Below are 26,732 nucleotides of genomic sequence, written 5' to 3'. Positions count from 1 at the left end.
TGCGGCGGGCCGCGAGATCCATGCGCGCGGCCGGAAACGGCATCTGGCGGCCGTTTTCTCTGTTGCGCACTCTGACGCAGCCCGGTTTGGCTGCCAATTAAGGATTTGTGAAGCTGGGCTTCGCGGCGCGCGAAGTGGGGGGAACCCTAGTGATCCGGGCGGTCCGGCATGGCTACGCGCCGTATCGCGCCTGCAACTCGGCGAACGACGCCAGTTCCCCTGCCAGCGCGCTCGCCATGACCGTTGGCGGACTGGCAAGCCACACGCTGCCGGGGCCGGATCGGCCCGGAAAATTCCGGTTGATGGCGCTGATCGTCACCTGAGACGCCTCGGTGGACGACCCCGGCCCGCAGTTCGCACACGCGCCGCACGACGGCTGCAGGATGCGCGCGCCCACGGCGGCAAAGGTCTTGTCGTACCCCTGCGCCACGCAGTAGTCGCGCACGGCCGTGGTGCCGTACTGCAGATACAGCGTCACGCCGTCCGGCAGCCGCAATCCACGCGCCACCGCCCACGCCAGCACCTGATGGTAGTAGTCGAAATCCTCGCGCTTGCCGGCGGTACAGGAGCCGCCATACGCAATGTCGATGCGCGGCCGCGCGGTCAGGCTGGACAGCGGCACGCCATTGCCCGGATCGCCGGGCGCCGCCACCAGCGGCGACAGCGCCGCGCAGTCCACGCGCAGAACAGCGGCGTAGTCGGCGCCTGGATCGCTGCGCATCCACGGTTCGATGGCGGCATCCACGCCGCGGCGTTCGCGCAGAAAGCGCGCCGTCTCGGCATCGGGTGCGACGATGCCCGTCAGTCCGCCCAGTTCAGCGGTCATGTTGGTCAGCGTGGCCCGCTCGTCGATGGACAGGCTGGCGATGGCCTCGCCGGCAAACTCGAACACCTTGCCCACGCCGGCGCCCGCGCGGATTTCAGGCAGGGCCAGCAGGTGCAGCACTATGTCCTTGGCGGTAACGCCGGGCGCAGGCGCACCGTCCAGTTCGATGCGCAGCGAGGCCGGCAGCGTCAACCGCACCGCGCCCGTGACGAACGCGTTCGCCATGTCGGTGGTGCCCACACCAAAGGCCACGCATCCCAACGCGCCGCTGTGCGGCGTGTGCGAGTCGGTGCCCACAACGACCTGCCCCGGCAGCGCGTAGTGTTCAGCCATCATGGCGTGCGAGATGCCGGCCACGTTGGCGCCGGTGTCGCGCGCGGCCTCGGCCTCGGTCAGCGTACGGTGCTGGCGCAGGCCGTAGGCGTCGGCGAAGTCGCGCTGCGCCTGGCACATGGCGCGCACGTTGGGCACGATGCCCGCGCGCACGTGGTTGGGGCTTTCCTCGACGTAGGAGGTGTGGTCCTCGAACACCACGATGCGTTCGGGGTCCACCAATCGCAGGGGCCGGCCACACCGCGCATGCAGCATATGGGCGGCCATGCCGGAGTAGTACTCATGGATGAAGCGCCAGTCCGCGCGCAGGAAGACGCCGTCGCCCTGCTGCGGGTTGGCCGCGGTCGCAGCGGTCCTCAAGAGATGGCGCCGGACGATCTTCTCGAAGAGCGTGAGCGGAGGCCCGACAGAAGGCGCGGCCGAATCGGCGGTGGAATCACTGACACCCGACACGCCAGCTTGCGGCGCGCCAGTTCCCGGACCGTCCTCCTCCAGACGTTCACCCGCCGCCGACACATCCCGCAACTGCGCCTGCCCGAAAGCCAGCAGCCCGCCCGCCCTTACAATCGCCGCCGCCAGCGCGTCGCGTCCCGCCACGATCTCATCGACCGTGATGCGCTCGCCCCCTTGCAGCCGCGCCACCAGCCCCATGTCGGTGCTGGTGTAGAGCCCGATGTTGTCGGCGTTCTGACGGTAGATGCGCTCGAAGCTCTCGGCAATCACCAGCCGCACGCCGGCAGACTTCTCTGCCATCGGACTGTGCTCGCGCGACGATCCCTTGCCGTACCGCTTGCCCGCGACGACGACGTTGATGCCGGCCTGCCGGATCGCATCGATGCCGATGGGCTGGGTGTCGCCCGCCCGAAAACCCGTGTACGGATACCGGCCCAGCTTCTCGTCGAAGTGGGTCAGGATCGGTACGGGTGTGATCTCGTCGGTGGAGATGTCGTCGCGCAGCGGCGCGGCCTGGGGCGGCGTCAGCGCCGCGCCGCCCAGTTGCGCGGTCACGCGCGACGGATCCTGCGTCAGAAACAGCAGGCGGGCCGGGGCGTCGAGTACAGATACGGCAGTCATGGCAATCCGGTCATTCGATGGTGACGCCCGCCGCCTTGACGAGCGTCTGGCTCTTGGTGATCTCGGCGGCCAGCGTCTGCGCCGCCTGTTCCGCCGTGGTGCCCTGCGACACAAAGCCCTGCGGCGACAGCGCCTTGAGCACCGCCGGCTCCTGCATGGTCTTGTGCGTGGCGGCTTGCAGCTTTTGCACGATATCGGCGGGCAGCCCGGTCGGTCCGATCAGCGAGATCCAGGCATCGTACGAATAGCCCTTCACGCCGGCTTCATCCAAGGTGGGCACGTTGGGCAGGATGGCCAGGCGCTCGGGCGTGCTGACCGCCAATGCGCGCAGCTTGCCTGCCTGCACCTGCGCCAGCACGGACGGCGTGGCCAGGAAGGCGACCTGGATCTGTCCCGACATGACGTCGGTGATCAGCGCGTTGCCGCCCTTGTACGGGATATGCATCATGTCCACGCCCGCCTTGGACTTGAGCAGCTCGCCAGCCAGGTGCAGCACGCTGCCCGTGCCGGACGAGCCGTAATTGATCTTGCCCGGCTGCGCGCGGGCGGCCCTCAGCAGGTCGTCCATCGTCTTGTACGGCGAGTTCTCCGCCACCACGACCACCAGCGGCGTCGTGCCGATGACGGAAATCGGCGTGATGTCCTTGACCGTGTCGTAGGGCAGGCTTTTGTACAGGCTGGGGTTGATGGCGTGGTTGGACGACACGATGCCCAGGGTGTAGCCGTCGGGCTTGGCCGACACCAATTGGCGTGTGCCGGGGATGCCCGCCGCGCCGGCCAGGTTTTCCACGATCATCGGCTGGGCCAGCGTCTTGCCCAGGTTATCGGCCACGACGCGCGCCACCACGTCGGCGGTCGAGCCGGGCGACGTGGGCACGATCAGGCGGATCGGATGGTCCGGGTAGCCGGCGGCGGACGCGGCCGCAGCCGCGCACATGGCGCCAAGCGCGAGCGCACAGCTCGCGAGCAATCTGGTGGGGGTCATGATGTCTCCGTATAGGACGCAGCGGGGTCTGGATGCCCCGTACCGGCGATGAACGCGCTTTGACTATACGAAGACGGCCGCCAACCGCGAAGTGTCATATCGGCAGCCCCGCCATCGCGAATGGCGACGACGGGTTCCGACGACGCGTTCCGGCGGCGGGTTCCGGCGGCGGGTTCCGACGACGGGAGGCGCCCATGGCTGCGGCGGCAACCGCCTCGGTCGCTGCGTTGCTTGCGGCGCAGCAGGGCCGCCGGCCGTCAGCCCTGCTGCGCCAAAAACCTGACCAGTTTGCTGGCGGTCGCCGACAACTGCGCCTGGTTCGGAAACACGATGCAAAGCTGGCGACGTGCCCACGCATCGGAAAGGGGACGCACCACCACGTCCAGCGCCTGCAGATACAGCTCCGCGACCTGCTGCGGCATCACGGCAATGCCCAGACCGGCATGCGTCATCCGGCACAGCGCGTCCAGGCTGGCCACGCGGATCTTCACCGACAACGTCTTGCCCAGCGCCGCGGCCCGCGCCGCGAGCAGCTGCGTCAACGCGCTGTTCTCGCGCAGGCCGACGAAGGTCTCGTCGGCAATGTCCTGCAGGCTGAGCTGGCGCGCCGACGCCTTGGGGTGATTGGACGGCAGCATGACGGCCAGCCGGTCGCGGCGGTAAGGCAACTGTTCCAGCCCATCGGCGCCCGCAATCTGGTTGCAGATCCCGAAGTCGGCCGCCCGCTCGCGCACCAGGCGCAGGACATCCGGGCTGTGCTGTTCTTCCAGGTCGATGTCCACGTCGGGAAACAGGCGCTGAAACGCCGCCACGTCCTCGGGCAGGAACTGCACGATGGCCGACAGGTTGGCCACCACCCGCACGTGCCCTTTCACGCCCTCATAGAAGCGCGACAGCTCCGCCCCCATCGCCTCGACGTCGCCGATGATCTGGCGGGCATGGCGCAGGACGGTCTGCCCGGCGGGCGTCACCGAGACGCCGCGGGTGTGCCGGGCGATCAGCGGCAGGCCGATCAGCGCTTCCATGTCGGCGATGCGCCGGCTGACGGCGGAAGGCGCGATGAACTCGCGCTCGGCCGCCCGCGCGATGCTGTTCTCCTGGCAGACCGCCACAAAGAGGCGCAGCGAAGTCAGGTCGAGTTTGCGGAGGATGCTTTCCATGGCGGATCCAGCGGGCGGCGGGGACGGCCCCCCGCATTGACGGGGGATCGTACACCACGCTCCCGCAGCGCCAGCATGGCCGGGCGGCTCAGATCGCGGGGCCAGGTCGTCTCCCAGCGCGGTCAGGCTGCAGCTGCGCGCGGTCGACCCGTCCGCCAGCTCAGGCCGCCAACCGCGCTTTGCCTGCGCGATACCGCTCCCACAGCGCCGCCTGTTTGCCGCGCGCCTGCTCCACGCTCTTTTCCTTCACATGCCCATACCCGCGGATCGCATCCGGCACGTTGGCCAGTTCCAGCGCCGCGTCGCGGTTGCCGTCGTCCAGCGTGCGGGCGAACTCCTCGGCCAGCGCCAGATAATCCGCCGCAAGCTGACGCTCCATGCGGCGCTCGGCCGTCCTGCCGAATACGTCCAGCCACGTGCCGCGCACGCGCTTCATCGGCGCGAGCAATCGGAACGCCGTTTCCATCCACGCCCCATACGCGCGCTTCTGCGGACGGCCCCGCGCGTCGCGGCGCGCCAACGCCGGCGGCGCCAGGTAATAGCGCAGCGTGTAGTCGCGGCCCGGCTCGCCTTCGAACTGCGCGCGCAACCGGTCCTTGAACGCGGGGTCGGCATGCAGCCGCGCCACCTCGTACTCGTCCTTGTAGGTCATGAGCTTGGCCAGATTGCGGGCCACGGCGCGCGTGACCTCGTGACGCTTGTCGCCCAGCGTGGCTTCGCGGGTGCGCACCGCCGCCACGGCCGCCAGATAGCGCTGCGCGTACGCGTCGTCCTGGTAATCGCGCACGTGCGCCGCCAGCCGGTTCACCAGCGCATCCAGGGTTTCAGGCAGCGCCACCACCCGCTCGGCCGCCGCCGGGCGCAGCGCGTCGGCGCCGCGATGCGCGGCCTGACGGCCCAGTTCGAAGGCGTCCAGGTTCTTGTCCACCGACACGCCGTTGATCTCGATCGCGCGGCGCAGGCTATCCAGCGACAGCGGCAGGCCGCCCTTCTGCCACGCATAGCCCAACAGCAGCGGATTGGCGTAGATGCTGTCGCCCAGCAGCGCTTCGGCCAGCGGGCCGGCCTCCAGGAAGTCGACATGTCCGCCGGTGCTCTGCGTCAACGCGGCCTGCGCCTGCGCGCCCGGAAAGCGCCAGGCCGGCTGCGACAGGAACGCGGCGGTCGGCGCGGCGCTGCTGTTGACCACCGCGCGGCCATGATCGGGCCGCAGGCGCGACAGCACCTCGGGCGACGCCGACACCAGCGCATCGCAACCGATGACCAGATCCGCCTCGCCCAGCGCGACGCGGGTGGCGTGCAGGTCTTCGGGCCGGTTGGCCAGCTGCACGTGGCTGAGCACGGCCCCGCCCTTCTGCGCCAGCCCGGCCATGTCCAGCACGGTCACGCCCTTGCCCTCGATGTGCGCGGCCGCGCCGATCAGCGCGCCGACCGTCACCACACCCGTGCCGCCCACGCCGGCGACCACCACGCGATACGCGGCGCCCGGCGCAATATCGGCGCGCTCGGGCAGCGGGGCCTCGGGCAGCGCGGGCGCGCCGCCCTGCTTGCCGGGCTTGCGCGGCACCGCGCCTTCGGCCGTCACGAAGCTGGGGCAGAAGCCCTCGACACACGAGAAGTCCTTGTTGCACGACGACTGGTTGATGCGCCGCTTCGTGCCCAGCGGCGTATCCAGCGGTTCGACCGACAGGCAGTTCGACTGCACCGAGCAATCGCCGCAGCCTTCGCAGACCGCTTCGTTGATGAAGGCGCGCTTGGCCGGGTCGGGATAATCCCCGCGCTTGCGGCGGCGGCGCTTCTCGGTCGCGCAGGTCTGGTCGTAGATCAGCACGGTGGCGCCGTCGATGTCGCGCAGCGCGCGCTGCACGTCGTCCAGCGCCTTGCGGTGGTGGACCTCGATGCCGGCCGGCAAGGTCAACGCGCCCGTGTATTTATCGGGCTCGTCCGTCACCACCACCGTCTTGACGATGCCTTCGGCCAGCATCTGCGCCGCGATCTGCGGCACGGTCAGCACGCCGTCCACGGGCTGCCCGCCCGTCATGGCCACGGCGTCGTTGTAGAGGATCTTGTAGGTGATGCGCGCACGCGCCGCGATGGCCGCGCGGATGGCGAGCAGGCCCGAATGAAAATACGTGCCGTCGCCCAGGTTGGCGAAGATGTGGCGCTCGGACGTGAAGTCCTTCTGGCCCAGCCACGCCACGCCCTCCCCGCCCATCTGGCTGAAGGTGTCGGTATTGCGGTCCATCCACATCGCCATGTAGTGGCAGCCGATGCCGGCGACCGCGCGCGACCCTTCCGGCACGCGGGTCGAGGTGTTGTGCGGACAGCCGGAACAGAACCAGGGCTTGCGCTCTTCGACCAGCGTGGGGCGGCTGGCCTCGCGTTCTTTCGCGTCGATCACGGCCAGGCGCGCCGCGATGCGGGCGCGCAGTGCGTCGGACAGATCGGCTTTTTCAAGGCGCGCGGCGATGGCGCGGGCGATCAGCGCGGGCGACAGCTCATAGCGCGCCGGCAGCAGCCATCCGCCGCGCGGCGTGGACCATTCGCCGCCGCCGTTCTCGCGTTCGTCGAACTTGCCGAACACGCGCGGCCGCACGTCGTCGCGCCAGTTGTAGAGTTCTTCCTTCAGCGCGTATTCCAGGATCTGGCGCTTTTCCTCGACGACCAGAATTTCCTTGAGCCCGGTGGCGAACTCGCGCGCGTCCTGCGCGTCCAGCGGCCAGATGCAGCCCACCTTCAGCACGCGGATGCCGGCCTGCGCACAGGCCGCCTCGTCCAGCCCCAGGTCGTTCAGCGCCTGCCGTACGTCCAGATACGCCTTGCCGGCCGTCATGATGCCGAAGTGGGCATTGGGCGAATCCAGCACCACGCGGTTCAGCTTGTTGGCGCGCACATAGGCCAGCGCCGCGTACCACTTGTGGTCCAGCAGACGCGCTTCCTGCGCCAGCGGCGAATCGGGCCAGCGGATGTTCAAACCGCCCGGCGGCATGCCGTCTTCGGGCAGCACGATCTGCACGCGCGACGGGTCCACGTCGACCGACGCGCTGGATTCCACCACATCCGTCACGCACTTCATTGCCACCCACAGACCGGTGTGCCGGCTCATGGCCCAGCCGTGCAGGCCGTAGTCCAGGTATTCCTGCACGTTGGAGGGGTACAGCACCGGAATGCCGCTGGCGATCAGCACGTGTTCCGACTGGTGCGCCACCGACGACGACTTGGCGGCGTGGTCGTCGCCCGCCAGCATCAGCACCCCGCCGTGCGCGGACGTGCCGGCCGAATTGGCGTGCTTGAGCACGTCCACCGACCTGTCCACACCCGGCCCCTTGCCGTACCACATGCCAAAGACGCCATCGCGCTGCGCGCCGGGAAACAGATTGAGCTGCTGCGATCCCCAAACTGCGGTTGCCGCCAGGTCTTCGTTCAGGCCGGGCTGAAACACCACGTCGTTCGCCTTCAGATGGCGCTTGGCCTTCCACAGCGCCTGGTCCAGACCGCCCAGCGGCGAGCCCCGGTAACCGGACACATAGCCCGCCGTGTTCAGGCCGGCCTGCTGGTCGCGCTGCTTCTGCATCAACGGCAGGCGCACCAGCGCCTGCGTGCCGCTCAGGTAGACGCGGCCGGTGGGCTGCGCGTATTTGTCGTCCAGCGACAGGCCATGGGTATCGGCCACGCCGGGGGGTAGAGGGGCGTTCATCGGTGTTGTCTCCTGCAATCTGCGGTGCGGGCATTTACGTGTTTTCCGCAGTGTAGGAAGGCGCGCAGCCATCGTATATTCATATATTCGACTAGCTGGTATGTGAAAAACACATGGCTAATGAAGTCACGCTTCGCCAACTCCGGTACTTCGCCGCCGCCGCCCGCACCGGGCGGTTTTCCATGGCGGCGGCCGACGAACATGTGTCCCAATCGGCGGTGACCAACGCCGTACTGGCGCTGGAGGCGCAACTGGGCGTGCGCCTGTTCGACCGCCATGCGCACGGGGTGACGCTGACGCCCGAGGGCCACAACTTCCATCAGCGCGCGCGCGACGTGCTCGATTCGCTGGATGACGCACTGCGCGAGCCGGGGTTTCAGCGCTATGCGCTGCGCGGCTCGGTGCGCATCGCGGCGTCGTATACGGTGCTGGGGTACTTTCTGCCCGATTTACTGGCGCGCTTTCGGCGGCGCTATCCCGACGTGGTGCTGGACCTGGTCGACCTGGACCGCCCCGAGATCGAACAGGCCGTGGCCAGCGGCGACGTGGAGCTGGGCGTGGCGCTGCTGTCCAACGTCGACAAACGCGAGCGCTTCGGCCATCACGTGCTGGTGCGATCGCGGCGCCAGTTGTGGACGGCGGCGGGCCATCCGCTGACGCAGGCGGCCGCGCCCGCGCTGGCCGACATTGCGCGCTATCCGTACATCCTGCTGGAAATGGACGAAGGTGAACGTTCCACGCTGGGCTATTGGCGCAGCCACGGCCTGCAGCCGGACATTGCTTTCAGGACGCGGTCGATGGAGGCGCTGCGGGGGCTGGTCGCGCACGGCTTTGGCATTACGATGCTGTCGGACATGGTCTACCGTCCCTGGTCGCTTGAGGGCCGCAAGATCGAGGCGGTGCCCATCACCGACGCCGTGCCGCCGATGGAAGCCGGTCTGTTGTGGCATCCGCGCGCGGCCATGGCCAAGCCGGCCGAGGCCTTCCGGCAATTCATGATCTATGCGTGCGGAGGGTGACGCCGGCCCGCAGCCCGGCTGACCGCTTTCCGCCTACACCAGCACCGCGCCCTTGCGGCGCGTGAACTGCGCCAGCGACCGCAGCGCCAGCGCGTGCATCGCAGCCACCGACGGCAGCAGCGTCTCTTCCTTGCGTGTCAGCACGCCGACGATGCGCTCGACCACGGGCTCCACCAGCGGCACGAAAGCTAGCCCGCTGCCCGCCGCGGGCCGCGCCAGCACCGGCAGCACCGTCACGCCCAGGCCGCCTACCACGCTGGCCAACAGCGACGCGCGGTTGGACACCACGATCGCCGGGTCGTCGATGCCGCTGCCGAGTTGACGGTTCTTCAGCGTTTCGAAGGTGGCGTTGCCGATCAGGCGTTCATCCGCCAGCGCCGCCCACGACACGGGTCCCCGGCGCCGCGCAAGCGGGTGGCTCTTCTTGCAGACCAGCCCAAAGGCGTCGCGCGCCACCGGGGTGAAGGCCACCTCGGCGGTGCGCGGGGATTGTCCAGCCACGCCCACCTGCACCTCTCCCGACAGCACCAGCCGGTGCACCTCGGGCGACGTTTCGTCCAGTGCGCGGATGCGGACATCGGGATGGCTGCGCGCATAGCGTTCCAGCAGGCGGGGCAGCCATTCGTCGGCCAGCGACGGCATGACGGCCAGCGCCACGGGCCCCTGGCTGCCCATGCCGAACTGCCGCGCCGCATCCAGCACGCGGTCATGCGTGGCCAGCAGCTCGCGGAACAGCGGCGCCACCGCCTGGCCCAGCGCCGTCAATTGGGCGCGCTTGCCGGGTTCGAAGAGCGGCGCGCCCAACTGCTGCTCCAAGTCCTGCATGGCGGCGGACACGGCCGCCTGCGACCGGAACGTGCCCTGCGCGGCGACCCGAAAACTGCCGTGGTCGGCGGCCATCAGGAACTGGCGCAGGTGCTGGATTTTCAGAGGGGTGGGCATGACGGGCGCCGGACTGAATTCGGATATTCTGAAGTTAGCTCACGTTAATTTGGATTGTCAAAAACGCGCTTCGAGCCGAACAATGGACTCGTCATTCATCCCCCAGCTTTCGGAGCAGCGCGTATGTCACTGCAAGTGCGCAAGGTAGTCAGTTACGTCGAGAAAACCCTCATCGAAGGCGGCCGCGCAGCCGAACGCCCGCTGGTGATGATCGTGGCCGCCGCCGTGATCCGCAATCCGTGGGCCGGCCTGCCGTTCCAGGAAGACCTGCGGCCCGGCATCCTGGAAGCCGCGCCGCCGCTGGGCGAACTCTTGGTCAGCGAGATCCTGCGCCAGGCCGGATCGGCGGACAACATCGAGGCCTACGGCAAGGCCGCCGTGGTGGGCACCGCTGGCGAGGTCGAACACGCGTCAGCGCTGATCCACACGCTGCGCTTCGGCAACTTCTACCGCAACGCGGTGGGCGGCACCAGCTATCTCAGCTTCACCAACATGCGCGGCGGTCCCGGCTGCGTGATCTCGGTGCCGCTGATGCACAAGCTGGACGAAGGCCTGCGCTCGCACTACCTGACGGTGCAGACCACCATCAACGACGCGCCGGCGCCGGACGAGATCGTGATCGCGCTGGGCGCGGCCACCTCAGGCCGTCCGCATCACCGCATCGGCAACCGCTATTCGGACCTGAAGGAACTGGAACAGGAAGCGCAGGAGGCGCGCGCAAAATGAATACGCAACGGCGGCGCACCGGCCGCGGCGAACCTTTGGTCCTGCTGCACGGCGTCGGCCTGGACCACACGCTGTGGGACGATCTGGCGCCTTTGCTGGAGCCGGATTTCGACGTGCTGCGCTATGACCTGCTGGGCCACGGCGCCGCGCCCGCGTTGCGCGGCCAGGCGGACATTCAGGACTTCATTGCGCAACTGGATGCGGAACTGGACGCCGCAGGCTGGCAACAGGCGACCGTGCTGGGTTATTCCATGGGCGGCCTCATCGCGGGCGCCTATGCGGCGGCCCGCCCCGATCGCGTCAGCCGGCTAGCGCTGCTGAGCACCGTGTTTCGCCGCACGCAAGAAGAAGCCGCGGCGGTGCGCGCCCGGCTGGCGTCGGCCGCCACGCAGGACCCGCAGGAGGCCGCCAAGGTGTCCTTGACGCGCTGGTTCACGCCGGCGTTTCAAGCGGCGCGGCCCGCGCGCGTGGCGCAGATCGAACAGCGCCTGCTGGACAACGACCGCGAGAGCTTCCTGTCCGCCTACGCGCTGTTCGCGCTGGGCGATCCGCTGCTGGCGCAGGCCGCACCGGACATTGCGTGCCCTGTGCTGGTCATGACGGGCGAGAACGATGTCGGCTCCAACCCGCGCATGACGCGGGAGCTGGCGCGCGCGCTGCCTCGGGCGTGCGCTCGCGTGGCGCCCGAACAGCGTCATATGCTGCCGGTAGAGGAACCCGGCACGGTGGCGGCCGCGCTGCGCAGCTTTGTGTCGGCGCATCCGGCGCAGACGCAATCCACGCAGACGCAAACCACGCTGACGAATTCAACACAAGCGGATTCAACGCAGGCGAACTCGGCGCAACCGAATTCAGCGCCGACGCATTCCGCAAAGGCGTAGCTGACGACACCGCATCAACCGCAATCCCCAGAACCCGAAATCGTCCGCCCTGACAGAGACGATGCGCGACACCCCGCCACGATGCGGGGACGGAGACAAAACACATGGACCGCAGAACCCTCATCAAGACCCTCGCGGCAATGTCGCTCGCCCCGCTGGGCGCCACCGCCACCCGCCTGGCCGTCGCGCGCGAACAGCCCCTGCGCGTGATCGTGCCCTTCCCGCCGGGCGGCGGCACCGACGTGCTGGGCCGCGTCATCGCAGCGTCGCTGGAAGGCGCGCTGGAGCGCTCGGTCATCGTCGAAAACAAACCCGGCGCCAGCGGCATGCTGGGCGCGGACTACACGGCCAATGGCGCCAAGGACGGCAGCATGCTGCTGTTTGCCGGCCTGGTCCCGTCGGTGCGCTACTACGCCCGGCCGCCCGAAGACGTGCTGAAACAGTTGGCCCCCGTCTGCCCCATCGCGCGTTCGCCTTACATGGTGGCGGTCAACAGCGACCTGCCAGCCAAGACGATCGCCGAACTGGTGGCGCAGGCGCGGCGCGAGCCCAAGGGGCTGACCTTCGGCACCCCGGGCAACGCGACACCTCAGCACCTGGCCACCGAACTGCTGCAGGCCGCGTGCGGCATCGAGATGCTGCACGTGCCGTATCGCGGCACCGGCCCGATGATGACCGACCTGCTGGGCGGCCAGATCCAGGTGGTGGTGGCCACCGTCGCCGCGGTCGAGCCCTACCTGAAGAGCGGCCGCCTGCGCGTGCTGGCCGTGACCAGCCCGGAGCGCCTGCCCAAATACCCGGACATTCCCACCGTTGCCGAAAGCGGCTTTGCGAGATTTTCGGCGCAGATCCAGTTCGGCACTTACTGCGCGGCGGGAACGCCCGAGGCGACGATTGCGGCCTTGAACCAAGGCATCAACCGCGCCCTGAAAACCGAGTCCGTGCACGCCAAGCTGGCTGAGCAAGGTTTCGAGCCTACCGGTGGCACGCCCGCGCAGTTGCAAGACGCGCTGCTGGCAGAGATCCGGGATGTCGCCGGGCTGGTGCAGTCGGGGAAGGTGCGGGTGGATCTGTAGGCGGTAGCAAGCCGACCTAAGGGGGATTCGGGGCCGGAACGCGGGGCCAGATTGCTGGGCCGGATTTGGAACCCCGGGATGCCGGCTGCCGGGGCCGCGCGACTGCTGGATAACCAGCATTTACAGCGGCGTCTCCGCTTGGGCATGCTGCCCGTTGATCCGGCGCAGATCGGGCAAACCTGGAGACGACATGCCCAGTCAGGAATCCCTGCACTCCGCCCATATCCGCGAAATCGAACAGGTCGGCCAGGGCCTGCCCACGCAGCGAGACGCGCACGTGGTGCGCAGCTGGTTGCGCTGCCTGGATCAGTACCGCCTCGACCCGACCCACGCCTGCGAGGCCTACATCGTCCCGGACGGCCGCCTGCGTGAACACCGCCAGCAATCCGAAGCCCTGATCGCCATCGCCCGCAGCGGGCTGGATCACCTGTTCCGGCAGGTGGCGGGCCAGAACTACGTGCTGCTGCTGGCCGACCGGCAAGGCGTCACCGTGGAATTCCTGGGCGATGCCCAGCAGACCGCCCAACTGCGCAAGGCCGGGCTGTATCTGGGGTCGGAATGGTCCGAGCAGCGCGCCGGCACCTGCGCCGTCGGCGCCTGCCTGGAAACGGGCGAAGCGCTCACCATTCACCAGACCGATCACTTCGACAACACGCACACGCCGCTGTCCTGCACCGCCGCGCCCATCTACAGCGCCGACGGCGAGCTGGCCGCCGTGCTGGACATCTCGCTACTCAGTTCGCCCAGCCTGAAGGCCAGCCAGAATCTGGCGCTGCATCTGGTCAACAGCACCACGCGGCGCATCGAGCTCGCCAACCTGATGGCGCGTACGCGCAACGAATGGGTGCTGCGCTTTGCCCGCTCGCCGGAATTCCTGGATGTGGATCCGGAAGCCGCGATTTCGCTGGACGGGGCCGGCGGCGTGCTCGGCATGACGCATAACGGCGCCAAGCTGCTGGCGCGCGCCGCCGGGCTGGACTGGCGCAATCCGCATGACCTGATCGGCCTGCCGGTGACGCGCTTTTTCGACGTGCAGCTGGACGATCTGCCGCAGTACACGCGCGGCCGCGCGCCGCAGGACCGGCTGATCGTCGCGCGTGACGGGGACGCCCTCTTTGCCCACGCCATCGAACCCAACCGCCGCCCGCGCGGCGCCACCGTGGCGGTGCGCGAGGCGCCCTCGGCGCTGCGCGGCCTGGACGGCGGCGACGACCGCATGGCCGCGCTGCTGGTGCGCGCCGCCAAGCTGGCGCGGCAGGGCCTGCCCATGCTGCTGCAGGGCGAAACCGGCGTCGGCAAGGAATACCTGGCGCGCGCCATCCACGATGAAAGCCGCCGCGCTGGCCGCTTCGTCGCTGTCAATTGCGCCGCCATCCCCGAATCGCTGATCGAAAGCGAGTTGTTCGGTTACCTGCCGGGCGCCTACACCGGCGCCGCCCCCAAGGGCCGCAAGGGTCTCATCGAGGAGGCCGACGGCGGCACCCTCTTTCTGGACGAGATCGGCGACATGCCGCTGGCGCTGCAAAGCCGCCTGCTGCGCGTGCTGGCGGAATCCGAGGTGACGCCAATCGGCGCCAATGCGCCGCGCGCGCTGCGCCTGTCGCTGGTGTCGGCGTCGCACCGCGACCTGGGCGCGCTGGTGCGCGAGGGGCGCTTTCGTGAAGACCTGTACTACCGCATCAACGCGGCCGCGCTCACCGTGCCGCCGCTGCGCGAACGCCAGGACCTGGACTGGCTGATCGCGCGCATGCTGGCGCGGCACCAGGACGAATCCGGCGCGCCCGCGCTGTCGCCTGCCGCGTTGATTGCGCTGAAAGCCCACGCGTGGCCAGGCAACATCCGTGAACTGGCCAACGTCATTGCGGTGGCTGCCGCGCTATGCGAACACGGCGTCATCCAGCCGCACGACCTGCCCGACACACTGGCGCTGGCGGCAGCGCCAGCGGCTGGCAGCCCCGAGGAAGCCGCGCTGCGCGCCACGCTGGCCAGCTGCGCGGGCAACGTATCGGAAGCGGCGCGTCGCATGGGCGTGGACCGTTCCACCGTGCATCGCCAGATGCGGCGCTACGGATTGGCCTCGCGCCGCTGACGCCGCAGCGTTGCGCGGATCGCGCGGGGTTGCGCGGGGTTGCGCGACAGCGTTGCGCCACAGCGTCGCGCCACAGGTGTGGCATCGCGCCACACCCCCACTCCCGCCTCGGCCCGCGCGCGCCGGGGCGTCCCCCGTCCGACTCACCTGGCATGGCATTTGCATGTTCCTGATCGGCGACCACCTTCCGACACAGGACGGGGCCGCCGCCGGACCGCCGGACCGCCGGACCGCCGGACCGCCGGACCGCCGGCCGCCGGACCGTGCGTCCGCCACGACAACGACCGCCCACCCCGGGCAAGGAGACATGACATGCCGATCGACCACGCCGCCGACGCCGCCTTGGACGCGTTGCTTACGCAGCTGAACACTGCGCTGGGCAACAAGGACATCGACGCCGTTGCCCGGATGTTCCAGGACGAATGCTATTGGCGCGACCTGGTGCTGTTTTCCTGGAACCTGCGCACGCTGGAAGGCCAGGACCAGATCCGCGACATGCTGGAACATCAGTTGCAACACGTCGAGCCGGTGCGCTTCACCCGCGACGAGGCCGAGGCGACCACCGAAGAAGGCGGCCTGCTGCAGGGGTGGTTCCGCGTCGATACGAATCTCGCGCGCGGCTACGGCCACATCCGGGTCAAGGACGGCAAGATCTGGACGCTGCTCACCACCATGTCGGAACTGAAGGGCCACGAAGAACCGAGCGGCGTGCGTCGGCCCATGGGCGCCCAGCACGGCCACAGCCGCGAACGCCAGACCTGGCTGGAAAAGCGCGAGCGCGAAGCCGCCGAGCTGGGCTACGAGACGCAGCCCTACGTGCTGATCATCGGCGGCGGCCAGGGCGGCATCGCGCTGGGCGCGCGTCTGCGCCAGCTCGACGTGCCCACGCTCATCCTCGAAAAGAACGAGCGCGCCGGCGACAGCTGGAGGAAGCGCTACAAGTCGCTGTGCCTGCACGACCCGGTCTGGTACGACCACCTGCCCTACATCCCCTTCCCCGAAAACTGGCCCGTCTTCGCGCCCAAGGACAAGATCGGCGACTGGCTGGAGATGTACACGAAGGTGATGGAGCTGAACTACTGGACCTCCACCGTCTGCGAGTCGGCACGCTACGACGAGGACAAAAAGGAATGGGAGGTCCACGTCGTGCGCGAGGGCAAGCCCGTGGTGCTGCGGCCCAAGCAGCTCGTGCTGGCCACCGGCATGTCGGGCAAGCCCAACGTGCCCAGCTTTCCGGGGCAGGACGAATTCCAGGGCGAGCAGCAGCATTCCTCGCGCCACCCCGGCCCGGACGCCTACCGCGGCAAGAACGTCGTCGTCATCGGCGCCAACAATTCGGCCCACGACATCTGCGCGGCGTTGTGGGAAGGCGGCGCCAACGTCACGATGGTGCAGCGATCGTCCACACACATCGTGCGCTCCGAGACGCTGATGGACATCGGGCTGGGCGGGCTGTATTCCGAGCAGGCGCTGGCCAATGGCATGACCACGCGCAAGGCCGATCTGACCTTCGCGTCGGTGCCCTACAAGATCCTGGCGCAATTCCAGATCCCGCTTTACGAACAGATGCGCGAGCGCGACGCGGAGTTCTACCAGAAGCTGGAAGCCGCGGGCTTCATGCTGGATTGGGGCGACGATGGCTCCGGCCTCTTCATGAAATACCTGCGGCGCGGCTCGGGCTATTACATCGACGTGGGCGCATGCGATCTCATCATCGACGGCAGCATCAAGCTGCAATCGCGCACCGACGTCAGCCGGCTCACGCGCGACGCCGTCGTGCTGACCAACGGCGTCACCCTGCCCGCCGACCTGGTGGTCTACGCCACCGGGTACGGCTCGATGAACGGCTGGGCGGCGGACCTGATCAGTCCGGAGGTCGCGGACAAGGTTGGCAAATGCTGGGGATTGGGGTCGGCCACCACCAAGGATCCCGGCCCTTGGGAAGGCGAACAGCGCAACATGTGGAAGCCCACGCAGCAGGAGGCGCTGTGGTTTCACGGCGGCAACCTGCATCAGTCGCGCCATTACTCGCAGTATCTGTCCCTGCAATTGAAGGCCCGCCACGCCGGCCTCCCCGTGCAGGTATACGGAATGCAGGAGGTGCACCACAAGCGATAGGCGCACGGGCAACGGGCGCGCAGGGGGCCGACGGCCCTTGCGCCCGCCCCCGCCCGGGGAGTAAATTGTTGACACTTCGACGCGTTATCCATGCGTTTTTCCGAGTATCACCCCAAAAACGGAACGAATTGTCGACACCATGAGCAAAGTGCTCACCCTGCCGGGCACGCCGCCCCCCGATGGCGAAACCCTGTCGGACCACATCTTCCGCAAGATCCAGTCCGCCATCGTCAAGGGCGAGATCGCCCCGGGCAGCAAGATCTCCGAACCCGAACTGGCGCGCATCCACGGGGTCAGCCGCGGTCCGCTGCGCGAGGCCCTGCACCGGCTGGAGGGCCAGAAGCTGCTGGTGCGCGTGCCGCACGCCGGCGCGCGCGTCGTGTCCCTGTCGATTCAGGAACTGGTCGAACTCTACGAAATCCGCGAATCGCTGGAAGGCACGGCCTGCCGCCTGGCCGCTGACCGCATGCCGCCGTCGGAAATCGACGAGCTGCGCGGCGTGCTGGAAGCGCACGAACGCGACGAAGCCTTCCAGGCCGGGCTGGGCTATTACCAGCAGGAAGGGGACTACGATTTCCACTATCGCATCGTCAAAGGCAGCGGCAATCAGATGCTGTTCCGCATGCTGTGCGACGAGCTCTATCAATTGGCGCGCATGTACCGCATCCAGTACTCGACGACGCCCAACCGCCCGCGGCAGGCCTATGCCGAGCATCACCGCATTCTGGACGCCATCGCCGACGGCGATGGCGAACTGGCAGAACTTCTGATGCGCCGGCACATCCGCGCATCCCGCATCAACATCGAACAACAGATCGCGCAAAGCACCCAACAGCGCACGGAGGCATGATGAACAAGTCGTACCGCAAGAACCTGCCCGGCACCCGCCTGGACTACTTCGACGCCCGCGCGGCCGTCGAGGCCATCGCGCCCGGCGCGTATGACGGCCTGCCTTACACGTCCCGCGTCCTGGCTGAAAACCTGGTGCGCCGGTGCGACCCCGCGCTGCTGACCGACGCGCTCAAGCAGTTGATCGAACGCCGCCGCGACCTGGACTTTCCGTGGTTTCCCGCGCGCGTGGTCTGTCATGACATCCTGGGTCAGACCGCGCTGGTGGACCTGGCGGGCCTGCGCGATGCCATCGCCGACAAGGGCGGCGACCCGGCCAAGGTCAACCCCGTGGTGCCGGTGCAATTGATCGTGGACCACTCGCTGGCGGTTGAATACGACGGCAACGACCCGGACGCCTTCGCCAAGAACCGCGCGGTGGAAGACCGCCGCAACGAAGACCGCTTCCATTTCATCGACTGGACCAAGCAGGCCTTCGAGAACATCGAGGTCGTGCCGCCGGGCAACGGCATCATGCACCAGATCAACCTGGAGCGGATGTCGCCGGTGATCTACACGCAGGACGGCGTGGCCTTCCCCGACACGCTGGTCGGCACCGACAGCCACACCCCGCACGTGGACGCGCTGGGCGTCATCGCCATCGGCGTGGGCGGCCTGGAAGCCGAGAACGTCATGCTGGGCCGCGCATCCTGGATGCGCCTGCCCGACATCGTCGGCGTCGAACTGTCCGGCCGCGCGCAGCCCGGCATCACCGCCACCGACATCGTGCTGACCCTGACCGAATTCCTGCGCAAGGAAAAGGTGGTGGGCGCGTACCTGGAGTTCTACGGCGAAGGCGCGTCCAGCCTGACGCTGGGCGATCGCGCCACCATCTCGAACATGGCGCCGGAATATGGCGCCACCGCGGCGATGTTCTCCATCGACCAGCAGACCATCGACTACCTGCGCCTGACCGGCCGCGAGGACGACCAGATCGCGCTGGTGGAAAACTACGCCAAGACCGCGGGCCTGTGGTCCGACAGCCTGAAGACGGCGCAGTACGAGCGCGTGCTGCGCTTTGACCTGTCCACCGTCGTGCGCACGCTGGCCGGCCCGTCCAACCCGCATCGCCGCCTGCCGGTGTCCGACCTGGCCGAACGCGGCATCGCTGGCGTGGTCGAGAACCAGCCGGGCCTGATGCCCGACGGCGCCGTCATCATTGCCGCCATCACCAGCTGCACCAACACCAGCAACCCGCGCAACGTGATCGCCGCGGGCCTGTTGGCGCGCAACGCCAACCGCGCGGGCCTTGTGCGCAAGCCGTGGGTCAAGAGTTCGCTGGCGCCGGGATCCAAGGCCGTGCAGCTCTATCTGGAAGAAGCCGGCCTCACGCACGAACTGGAACAACTGGGCTTTGGCGTCGTGGCGTTTGCCTGTACCACGTGCAACGGCATGTCCGGCGCGCTGGACCCGAAGATCCAGCAGGAAATCATCGACCGCGATCTGTATGCGACCGCCGTGCTGTCCGGTAACCGCAACTTCGACGGCCGCATCCACCCGTACGCCAAGCAGGCCTTCCTGGCCTCGCCGCCGCTGGTCGTGGCCTACGCCATTGCCGGCACCATCCGCTTCGACATCGAGCGCGACGTGCTGGGCGTGGCCGCCGATGGCCGCGATATTCGCCTGAAGGACATCTGGCCCAGCGACGAAGAGATCGACGCCATGGTCAAGTCGGCGGTCAAGCCCGAGCAGTTCCGTAAGGTCTACGCCCCCATGTTCGGCATCAAGGACGACCGCCAAACGGCCGTCAGCCCGCTGTACGACTGGCGCCCGCAAAGCACGTACATCCGCCGTCCGCCGTACTGGGAAGGCGCGCTGGCCGGCGAGCGCACGCTGCGCGGCATGCTGCCGCTGGCCGTTCTGGGCGACAACATCACCACCGACCACCTGTCGCCGTCCAACGCCATCCTGATGGACAGCGCCGCAGGCGAATACCTGCACAAGATGGGCCTGCCCGAAGAGGACTTCAACTCGTACGCCACGCACCGCGGCGACCACCTGACCGCGCAGCGCGCCACGTTCGCCAACCCCAAGCTCTTCAACGAAATGGTGAAGAACGCCGACGGCTCGGTGCAGCAAGGTTCGCTGGCGCGCGTGGAACCGGAAGGCCAGGTCATGCGCATGTGGGAGGCCATCGAGACCTACATGGACCGCAAACAGCCGCTCATCATCGTGGCCGGCGCCGATTACGGCCAAGGCTCGTCGCGCGACTGGGCCGCCAAGGGCGTGCGCCTGGCCGGCGTGGAAGCCATCGTGGCCGAAGGCTTCGAGCGCATCCACCGCACCAACCTGATCGGCATGGGCGTGCTGCCGCTGGAATTCAAGCCGGGCGTCGACCGCAAGACGCTGGCTCTCGACGGCACCGAAAGCTACGACGTCATCGGGGAACGCAAGCCGCGCGCGGACCTGACGCTGGTGATTCACCGCCGCAACGGCAGCACCGAACAGGTGCCGGTGACCTGCCGCCTGGACACCGCCGAAGAAGTGTCCATCTACGAAGCCGGCGGCGTGCTGCAGCGCTTTGCCCAGGATTTCCTGGAAGCCGCCTCGGCGACGGACGCCGGCAAGCTGGCCTGACCGGCCGTTGTACAGACCGGCGGGCGTGTGCAGCGCCCGCCGCCCTACTCCGATATCTCAGGACCGATATTTCAGGATCGACACATGGCACATGCTCCCCAAACCAAGATCGCCGCCACCTACATGCGCGGCGGCACCAGCAAAGGCGTGTTCTTCAAGCTGGACGACCTGCCGGAATCCGCCCGCGTGCCGGGCGCCGCGCGCGACGCGCTGCTCCTGCGCGTGATCGGCAGCCCCGATCCCTACGGCAAGCAGATTGACGGCATGGGCGCCGCCACGTCCAGCACCAGCAAGACCGTCATCGTCGCCAAAAGCACGCGACCCGACCATGACGTGGACTACCTCTTCGGCCAGGTCTCCATCGACCAGCCTTTCGTGGACTGGAGCGGCAACTGCGGCAACCTGTCGGCCGCGGTCGGCCCTTTTGCCATCACCAACGGCCTGGTCGACCCCGCCCGCGTTCCGCAGGACGGCGTTGCGGTCGTGCGCATCTGGCAAGCCAACATCCAGAAGACCATCGTGGCTCACGTGCCCATCACCGGCGGCGCGGTGCAGGAAACCGGCGATTTTGAACTGGACGGCGTGACCTTCCCCGCCGCCGAACTGCGTTTGGAATTCATGGACCCGGCGGAGGAAGGCGACGGCGGCTCCATGTTCCCCACCGGCAACCTGGTCGACAACCTGGAAGTGCCCGGCGTGGGCACGTTCAAGGCCACGATGATCAATTCCGGCATCCCGACGATCTTCCTGGAAGCCGACGCGCTGGGGTACAGCGGCACGGAGCTGCAGGACGCCATCAACGGCGACACCGCCGCGCTGTCGCGCTTTGAGACCATCCGCGCCCACGGCGCGCTGCGCATGGGCCTCATCAAGGACCTCGCCGAGGCCGCCAGCCGCCAGCACACCCCCAAGATCGCCTTCGTCGCCCCGCCCAAGGAATACATTTCGTCCAGCGGCAAGAAGATCGGCACGAGCGACATCGACGTGCTGGTGCGTGCGTTGTCCATGGGCAAGCTGCATCACGCCATGATGGGCACGGCGTCGGTCGCGATCGCCACGGCAGCAGCCGTGCCCGGCACGCTGGTGAACCTGGCGGCCGGCGGCGGCGAGCGCGACAACGTGTGCTTTGGACACCCGTCGGGCACCCTGCGAGTCGGCGCGCAAGCGCAGTTGGTGGATGGCGACTGGAAAGTGACCAAAGCCATCATGAGCCGCAGCGCGCGCGTGCTGATGGAAGGCCGCGTGCACGTGCCGCGTGAGGGGTTCTGAGCGCGTCAGGGCCATGCGAAGAAGCATGCAAATCCAGGCAGTCGCTGCATGCGACTGCCTTGTCACGTTATTTCGCCCCCTTATCACCCGGCAATAGCGCTTTTGATGCTTCGTACTGTGCGCTGACTTTCAACAGTTCTTCCGACGACGGCTGCCAAAATTCATACTTTCCGTTTCCAACTAGACCGGTGCGGCCGTTGAGCCAACTCTTAATTTGATCGCGAAGTTGCGGCTTCAGCGGTTCTGCGGCCCACACCGCGTGGATATGGTTAGCGCCCTTCCAACCATCCTTGCCATTCTCGCGATACCACGCGGCAAAGCCATGGTTGGCCAGTTGCGACAGTAGGCGCTTGATAGACGAAGCGTCCAAGCAACGCACACTCAGATCTACAGCCGCAGTGTAATTTCGGCCTTTCAACGTCATATCCGGCCCGTGATAATTTGAAGCTGTCTTCCGGCTATTGAGCGTCTGGGTAATTCGATGTTCGATGTCCAGATCGACCAAGGCAGTCTGCGCCTCGGGCGGCAGCCTGTTATCACCCGACGGCACGAAAGGGCAATCGGCTCGCGGGGACCAAGGCTCCGCCGCTGCGACGGAATTCGTCGCCAGCGCAAATATGCCCGCCCAGACTATCGCCCTCCGCGGCAACATAAGACTCCTCTCACCGGGCTTAACGGCCCGACCAAGTTCTGATGACAGAGTTGGTCTAGCGACCACCCTCATTCTTCCAAGCAAGCAGTTCTACGCGGTATGCATTGCTTCCAGAACGTCCTTTACCGCAGCATCTGAAATCTCCATTGCCACAAACGTCTTGTCGCTATTGCTTGTAATGAATCCGGGGAAACAGTTCTGCGCGCTGGTACCGCAGAAGACATCGATATGGTTGCCTTTGATGGCGCCTCCAGTATCTGCGGCAAAGAAGTAGCCATCGTGATAAACGACACGCCCTGACGGCAACGTGACGCTAACCCCTTTCGCATCAGGAATAAAAAAGACAGTTCCAAACGGGAAGACGTTTTTGTCCACGGCAACGGTCCGGAACGGGATCAGCCGATAATTGCTTCCACCATCTCCGTACTTGCCGACCGCAGCCCTGAAGTACGAGTGTCCGGTTTTCGTGATCCACGGCTTTATTGCGGGATCTATTCCTAGGACCGCAGCACAGTCAACTTGGGCATCGGTTCTTGTGCCGCCGTAGTTCAACGTCCGCAGTTTGCCATTCATTGAGACCTGAACAGTTCCCTCGATGGCAGCAAGACACCAATCCTTTTGCGAAACATTATCGGAGATGGGATTCCCCGCCTTGTCTACAAATGGTATGCCATCCGGTGAGGCCGAAGCTGCGTACACGAAGTAATGGGTCGCCCAAAGATTGTGCTGTTTAACAGTAGCGACGTCCGGCGCGGGAAGCGAAAAATCCGCCTGATCCGCATCAGCATTCGCGGTCAAGTGTGAAGCGCCTAGTGAAACAACAGAATCGCCTTTTTCATTCATGATGGTCCTCTCGTTGTTGACCCGGCCGGCCAAATTGGGCGTTGAAAATCACCTTAGCTACCCGTCAAAAATTATCGACAGCTTTTCAGTAGATTCGCATGCTCGATTTTGGGTATTGCGGAAGGCTACTCGGCCTGCCCCGCCGCTTTAGGAGATCAACCCGTGCAGGCCTCGCAAAAGATCGCTCAAGCGCTGATCGCTTGCTTACCGCGGCGCGGTCACTACATCAAAAGTTCTGGTCTCCCTCCCTAAAGTCGCCGCATCCGCCTGCCGTTAGCGGATTGCGGCCGGGGATTTCCCGGCCGACTAGCAACCCGCCGACTTTCCACGTCGGCGTATCCAGTACACGAGCATGAAGATAACGTCGCTGCGCAACCGCATTTTGCTTATTACCTGCTTTACGGTGGTGGGAGCGCTTACGCTCTCGGGCCTCATCACCTACCAGATCGTGCGCGACAACATGATGTCCACCATCGCCGCAACCCTGAACGCCGTGGCCTCCGGCAACGCCAGCGCCATCGAGCGCTGGTCGGCCGACAAGGCGCAGGCTGTCGACGCCACGGCGAAGGTGGTCGAGAAAGGCGATCCCCGGGGCCTGACCAAGCTCATGGGCGAGACCAACGGCTTTCCCATCACCACCATCGGCTGGTCCGACAAGACCTTCTTTTCCACCACCAAGACCGCGGCGGATTACGATCCGACCGCCCGGCCCTGGTACAAGAGCGCCGTGGCCGCCGGCAAGCTGACGATCACCAAGCCCTACGGAGATTCCAGCACCGGCGTGCTGTACGTGGCGTTTACTGCGCCGATGATCCGCAACGGCCAGACGACCGGCGTGCTGAGCGGCGCCGTGCCGCTCGATGGCGTGAAGGACATCATCAAGGCCATCCACCCCACCCCGTCGAGCAGCGCATTTGTGCTGGGCACAGACGGCCAGGTGATCTCGCACTTGAACGACAAGCTGGCGCTCAAGCCGTCGACCGACATCTCGCCGGCCCTGACCGCCGAGGCGATTGCCGCCATGGCCCGCGACGGCGCAGCGCCCGTCGAGATTGCGCTGGACGGCGCGCAGAAGCTGCTGAAGGCGCGCCGCATTCCCGGCACCGACTGGTATCTGGTCGTGGCGCTGGACAAGACCGAGGCCACCGTCGGCCTGACGCAGGTGTTGCACGCAACCCTGATCTCGCTGGTGGTCCTGACGCTGGTGGCCGTGGGCATCGCCAGCGTGATCACGTCGCGCGCCTTCAAGCGTCTGTCCGCCGTGCGCGACGCCATGGACACCATCGGTTCCGGCGACGGCGACATGACGCATCGTCTGGCGGTGGTCGGTCATGACGAGGTCGCGCAGATTTCGGCCTCGTTCAACGCGTTCGTGGAGAAGATCACCCACGTCATGCGCGAGGTGCGCAGCGGCGTGCACTCGATGAGCGCCGCCACGCGCGAGATCGACATGGGCAACCGTGATCTGTCGCAGCGCACGGAAACGTCGGCCGCCTCGCTCGAGGAAACGTCGTCGGCGCTGACCGAGCTTGCGTCCAGCGTGCGTCAGACCGAGGAAACCGCCGAGCACGCGACGCGCCTGGCCGACGAAGCCAGCGCGGTAGCCGCACGCGGCGGGCAGGTGGTCAAGGACGCTGTCACCACCATGGACGAGATTTCGCAATCGTCGCGGCGCATCACCGAGATCATCCGCGTGATCGACGGCATCGCCTTCCAGACCAACATCCTGGCGCTGAACGCGGCGGTCGAGGCTGCGCGCGCCGGCGAACAGGGCCGCGGTTTCGCGGTGGTGGCGGGTGAAGTGCGCACGCTCGCGCAACGCAGCGCGGCTTCCGCGCAGGAGATCAAGACGCTGATCGAGGCGTCGGTGCAGAACGTGAAGAGCGGCACGGAACGCGTGCAGGCCGCCGGTTCGACCATGACCGAGATTGTCGACGGCATCAACCGCGTGCAGCGGATGGTGAGCGAGATCCACGGCGCCATGGCCGAGCAGAGCACGGGGTTGGGGCAGATCGACCGCTCGGTCGCCGACATGGATCAGGCCACGCAGCAGAACGCGGCGCTCGTCGAGCAATCGACGGCGGCGTCGGGGATGTTGAGCGATCAGGCGCGTGTGTTGGCAGATGCCGTTGCGCGATTCAAGCTGCGCGAGGAAGAAGCGGCCAGCGCCGGCCGGCTGATCGCACTGCCGCAGAGCTGATCCGGAACCGCCGGCGGGGAGTTACTCCGCCGGCGTGCCTGCGGCTGGTTTGCCTGCCGCAGGTCCGCCTGCCGCAGATTCTCCCCCCGTTTTCCGGGGCGGGCCGACCTGCTTGAGCACGGCAACCGCCGTCGCGACGACCTCCCCGTCCGCGCTCAATTCCCCCTGCATGAACACCAGCGACGACGTGGCCCGCGCCACGCGGCCGCGGACTTGCAGAAACTGTCCTTCGCGCGTCGCCGCCAGAAAATGCGTGTCCAGTTGCACGGTCACGCAGGCGCGCCGGCCCAGCGCTTCCCACGCAATCGCGCTGATGCCGTGGTCCAGCAGCGCGGTCAGCAATCCGCCGTGCACCACGCCTGCGGGATTCAGATGGTCGGCGGTGGTCAACAGGCCATATGCCCAACCATCGTCCTCCTTGCGCACCCACAACGGACCGATCAGGCCCGCAAAACCGGGCAGCGCGCGTTTGCGCCAACCGGGCGGAACGGCGGAATCGTCGGCGGAATGCGTGTCCATGGGTCTAGCTCCTGGCCGCCATCAGTTGCGACAACGCGCGCGCCTCGCCCTGCAGTTCCGCCGCCAGCGATTCCACGCGCGCCGCATCGAGCTGTTCGGCCAACCCCGCAGCCACCAATGCATGCGTCAGCCGCTGATGACTGTCGAAGACCGGCACCGCGATCACGACGACGCCGTTGATGTAGTTGTTGCGGTCCACGCTGTAGCCCTGCCGCCGCACGGCGTCCACGTCGGCCTTCCACGCCGCGAACTCGGGCGCCTGATCCCAGCGCAGGGCCTTGAAGCGCCGCTCCAGTTCCTTCTCGGACAGATCCGCAAACGCGGCGACCAACCGGCCCGTTGCGCTGATCAGCGCCGGAAAGCGGCTTCCCACGTCCACATGCAGGCGGAACGGCGCGTTGGACCGTGACAGCGCCAGCACCACCATGTGATCGCTGCCGGACACCTCGACGCCGATCGCGGTGACACTGGCCGCGTTGGCGATGCGATCCAGCACGGGCTGCGCCAGCGCGGGGAACGGGTTGCTTTCGATCACGCTGCGCGCCAGCGTCAGCATGCCTACGCCCAGGCTGTAACGCTTGGCGCCGGGGTCGACCTTCACCAGGCCTTCTTCCACCAGGACGCGAAGAATGTGCAGGCACGTGCTGGTCACCATGCCCAGTTCCTGCGAGATGGCCTTCAGCGTCATGGGCTCGCCGCCCCGGCCCAGAAGGCGCAGGATCGCGATCGATCGCGTCACGGCCGGCACAGGCCGCACGCGCGGGCCGGCGGCGCTGGCAATTTCCGGGGTACCGGTTTCACTCATCGGGTTCTCCATTTTTATTGCGGCAAGCATACCGTGCGGCGCCCGCCTCGCGG

The 26,732-nt window shown here is 67.2% G+C and carries 19 protein-coding genes; 10 read left to right on the top strand and 9 right to left on the bottom strand.

Annotated features, from left to right (window positions below; all coding sequences use genetic code 11):
- Nucleotides 1-172: 172 nt before the first annotated feature.
- From HV681_RS07265 to HV681_RS07250, 4 genes are all read right to left on the bottom strand, one after another.
- Entirely contained in the window at nucleotides 173-2,233 is a 2,061-nt protein-coding gene (locus tag HV681_RS07265) for an aconitase family protein (RefSeq protein WP_175122431.1), read from the bottom strand.
- 10 nt (nucleotides 2,234-2,243) lie between these two features.
- Nucleotides 2,244-3,218, bottom strand: a complete 975-nt coding sequence (locus tag HV681_RS07260; RefSeq protein WP_254594910.1) for a tripartite tricarboxylate transporter substrate binding protein — start codon at nucleotides 3,216-3,218, stop codon at nucleotides 2,244-2,246.
- A gap of 257 nt (nucleotides 3,219-3,475) precedes the next feature.
- Entirely contained in the window at nucleotides 3,476-4,378 is a 903-nt protein-coding gene (locus tag HV681_RS07255; RefSeq protein WP_175122430.1) for a LysR family transcriptional regulator, read from the bottom strand.
- 160 nt (nucleotides 4,379-4,538) lie between these two features.
- A complete protein-coding gene (locus HV681_RS07250) occupies nucleotides 4,539-8,075 on the bottom strand; it encodes an indolepyruvate ferredoxin oxidoreductase family protein (RefSeq protein ID WP_175122429.1) in 3,537 nt (1,178 codons plus the stop codon).
- A 113-nt stretch (nucleotides 8,076-8,188) separates the two neighbouring features.
- Here HV681_RS07250 and HV681_RS07245 point away from each other — a divergent pair, with 113 nt between their 5' ends.
- Complete coding sequence (locus HV681_RS07245; protein ID WP_175122428.1) at nucleotides 8,189-9,094, top strand: LysR family transcriptional regulator; 906 nt, start codon at nucleotides 8,189-8,191, stop codon at nucleotides 9,092-9,094.
- Nucleotides 9,095-9,127: 33 nt separating this feature from the next.
- On the opposite strand, the gene HV681_RS07240 is transcribed toward HV681_RS07245, so the two are convergent.
- On the bottom strand, nucleotides 9,128-10,036 hold the full coding sequence (locus HV681_RS07240; protein WP_175122427.1) for a LysR family transcriptional regulator: 909 nt from the start codon (nucleotides 10,034-10,036) through the stop codon (nucleotides 9,128-9,130).
- A 123-nt stretch (nucleotides 10,037-10,159) separates the two neighbouring features.
- Between HV681_RS07240 and HV681_RS07235 the strand changes: the two genes are divergently transcribed.
- The 8 genes from HV681_RS07235 (at nucleotide 10,160) to prpF (ending at nucleotide 21,660) form a co-directional block, all read left to right on the top strand.
- Complete coding sequence (locus HV681_RS07235) at nucleotides 10,160-10,762, top strand: amino acid synthesis family protein (protein WP_175122426.1); 603 nt, start codon at nucleotides 10,160-10,162, stop codon at nucleotides 10,760-10,762.
- Nucleotides 10,759-11,643, top strand: coding sequence for an alpha/beta fold hydrolase (locus HV681_RS07230; RefSeq protein WP_175122425.1), 885 nt, complete (start codon nucleotides 10,759-10,761; stop codon nucleotides 11,641-11,643). Before HV681_RS07235 ends, HV681_RS07230 begins: the two co-directional genes overlap by 4 nt.
- 104 nt (nucleotides 11,644-11,747) lie before the next feature.
- The gene (locus tag HV681_RS07225; RefSeq protein WP_175122424.1) at nucleotides 11,748-12,719 is read left to right on the top strand and encodes a Bug family tripartite tricarboxylate transporter substrate binding protein; all 972 of its coding nucleotides are present in this window, start codon (nucleotides 11,748-11,750) and stop codon (nucleotides 12,717-12,719) included.
- A gap of 190 nt (nucleotides 12,720-12,909) precedes the next feature.
- Nucleotides 12,910-14,808, top strand: coding sequence for a sigma-54-dependent Fis family transcriptional regulator (locus HV681_RS07220; RefSeq protein ID WP_175122423.1), 1,899 nt, complete (start codon nucleotides 12,910-12,912; stop codon nucleotides 14,806-14,808).
- Between the two features lie 312 nt (nucleotides 14,809-15,120).
- Nucleotides 15,121-16,926 (top strand): NAD(P)/FAD-dependent oxidoreductase, encoded by a 1,806-nt coding sequence (locus tag HV681_RS07215; RefSeq protein ID WP_175122422.1) that lies wholly within the window; start codon nucleotides 15,121-15,123, stop codon nucleotides 16,924-16,926.
- A 139-nt stretch (nucleotides 16,927-17,065) separates the two neighbouring features.
- Complete coding sequence (locus HV681_RS07210) at nucleotides 17,066-17,776, top strand: GntR family transcriptional regulator (RefSeq protein ID WP_175122421.1); 711 nt, start codon at nucleotides 17,066-17,068, stop codon at nucleotides 17,774-17,776.
- The gene (gene acnD / locus HV681_RS07205; RefSeq protein ID WP_175122420.1) at nucleotides 17,776-20,391 is read left to right on the top strand and encodes a Fe/S-dependent 2-methylisocitrate dehydratase AcnD; all 2,616 of its coding nucleotides are present in this window, start codon (nucleotides 17,776-17,778) and stop codon (nucleotides 20,389-20,391) included. The genes HV681_RS07210 and acnD overlap by 1 nt, the downstream gene beginning before the upstream one ends.
- 84 nt (nucleotides 20,392-20,475) lie before the next feature.
- Nucleotides 20,476-21,660 (top strand): 2-methylaconitate cis-trans isomerase PrpF, encoded by a 1,185-nt coding sequence (gene prpF, locus HV681_RS07200; protein ID WP_175122419.1) that lies wholly within the window; start codon nucleotides 20,476-20,478, stop codon nucleotides 21,658-21,660.
- Nucleotides 21,661-21,727: 67 nt separating this feature from the next.
- On the opposite strand, the gene HV681_RS07195 is transcribed toward prpF, so the two are convergent.
- Nucleotides 21,728-22,165 (bottom strand): hypothetical protein, encoded by a 438-nt coding sequence (locus HV681_RS07195; RefSeq protein WP_175122418.1) that lies wholly within the window; start codon nucleotides 22,163-22,165, stop codon nucleotides 21,728-21,730.
- Nucleotides 22,166-22,402: 237 nt separating this feature from the next.
- On the bottom strand, nucleotides 22,403-23,155 hold the full coding sequence (locus HV681_RS07190; RefSeq protein WP_175122417.1) for a 3D domain-containing protein: 753 nt from the start codon (nucleotides 23,153-23,155) through the stop codon (nucleotides 22,403-22,405).
- 352 nt (nucleotides 23,156-23,507) lie between these two features.
- Between HV681_RS07190 and HV681_RS07185 the strand changes: the two genes are divergently transcribed.
- Nucleotides 23,508-25,355 carry a methyl-accepting chemotaxis protein gene (locus tag HV681_RS07185; RefSeq protein WP_175122416.1) on the top strand — a complete coding sequence of 616 codons (1,848 nt, stop codon included), beginning with the start codon at nucleotides 23,508-23,510 and terminating at the stop codon, nucleotides 25,353-25,355.
- A 21-nt stretch (nucleotides 25,356-25,376) separates the two neighbouring features.
- On the opposite strand, the gene HV681_RS07180 is transcribed toward HV681_RS07185, so the two are convergent.
- Both HV681_RS07180 and HV681_RS07175 read right to left on the bottom strand, forming a co-directional pair.
- The gene (locus HV681_RS07180) at nucleotides 25,377-25,874 is read right to left on the bottom strand and encodes a PaaI family thioesterase (protein WP_175122415.1); all 498 of its coding nucleotides are present in this window, start codon (nucleotides 25,872-25,874) and stop codon (nucleotides 25,377-25,379) included.
- A gap of 4 nt (nucleotides 25,875-25,878) precedes the next feature.
- Entirely contained in the window at nucleotides 25,879-26,679 is an 801-nt protein-coding gene (locus tag HV681_RS07175; protein WP_175122414.1) for an IclR family transcriptional regulator, read from the bottom strand.
- Between the last annotated feature and the right edge of the window lie 53 nt (nucleotides 26,680-26,732).

Source organism: Achromobacter animicus (genome assembly GCF_902859585.1).
Classification (GTDB): Bacteria; Pseudomonadota; Gammaproteobacteria; order Burkholderiales; family Burkholderiaceae_B; genus Achromobacter; species Achromobacter animicus.
Note: the sequence above shows the minus strand (reverse complement) of the source record. Positions and strands in the feature narration are given on the sequence as shown.

Coding starts and splice junctions, on each gene's coding strand:
- HV681_RS07250 (WP_175122429.1), bottom strand. CDS start 8,075: ATGAACGCCCCTCTACCCCCCGGCGTGGCCGATACCCATGGCCTGTCG.
- prpF (WP_175122419.1), top strand. CDS start 20,476: ATGGCACATGCTCCCCAAACCAAGATCGCCGCCACCTACATGCGCGGC.
- HV681_RS07190 (WP_175122417.1), bottom strand. CDS start 23,155: ATGAATGAAAAAGGCGATTCTGTTGTTTCACTAGGCGCTTCACACTTG.
- HV681_RS07240 (WP_175122427.1), bottom strand. CDS start 10,036: ATGCCCACCCCTCTGAAAATCCAGCACCTGCGCCAGTTCCTGATGGCC.
- HV681_RS07260 (WP_254594910.1), bottom strand. CDS start 3,218: ATGACCCCCACCAGATTGCTCGCGAGCTGTGCGCTCGCGCTTGGCGCC.
- HV681_RS07185 (WP_175122416.1), top strand. CDS start 23,508: ATGAAGATAACGTCGCTGCGCAACCGCATTTTGCTTATTACCTGCTTT.
- HV681_RS07230 (WP_175122425.1), top strand. CDS start 10,759: ATGAATACGCAACGGCGGCGCACCGGCCGCGGCGAACCTTTGGTCCTG.
- HV681_RS07215 (WP_175122422.1), top strand. CDS start 15,121: ATGCCGATCGACCACGCCGCCGACGCCGCCTTGGACGCGTTGCTTACG.
- HV681_RS07225 (WP_175122424.1), top strand. CDS start 11,748: ATGGACCGCAGAACCCTCATCAAGACCCTCGCGGCAATGTCGCTCGCC.
- HV681_RS07265 (WP_175122431.1), bottom strand. CDS start 2,233: ATGACTGCCGTATCTGTACTCGACGCCCCGGCCCGCCTGCTGTTTCTG.
- HV681_RS07220 (WP_175122423.1), top strand. CDS start 12,910: ATGCCCAGTCAGGAATCCCTGCACTCCGCCCATATCCGCGAAATCGAA.
- HV681_RS07245 (WP_175122428.1), top strand. CDS start 8,189: ATGGCTAATGAAGTCACGCTTCGCCAACTCCGGTACTTCGCCGCCGCC.
- HV681_RS07210 (WP_175122421.1), top strand. CDS start 17,066: ATGAGCAAAGTGCTCACCCTGCCGGGCACGCCGCCCCCCGATGGCGAA.
- HV681_RS07255 (WP_175122430.1), bottom strand. CDS start 4,378: ATGGAAAGCATCCTCCGCAAACTCGACCTGACTTCGCTGCGCCTCTTT.
- HV681_RS07180 (WP_175122415.1), bottom strand. CDS start 25,874: ATGGACACGCATTCCGCCGACGATTCCGCCGTTCCGCCCGGTTGGCGC.
- acnD (WP_175122420.1), top strand. CDS start 17,776: ATGAACAAGTCGTACCGCAAGAACCTGCCCGGCACCCGCCTGGACTAC.
- HV681_RS07175 (WP_175122414.1), bottom strand. CDS start 26,679: ATGAGTGAAACCGGTACCCCGGAAATTGCCAGCGCCGCCGGCCCGCGC.
- HV681_RS07235 (WP_175122426.1), top strand. CDS start 10,160: ATGTCACTGCAAGTGCGCAAGGTAGTCAGTTACGTCGAGAAAACCCTC.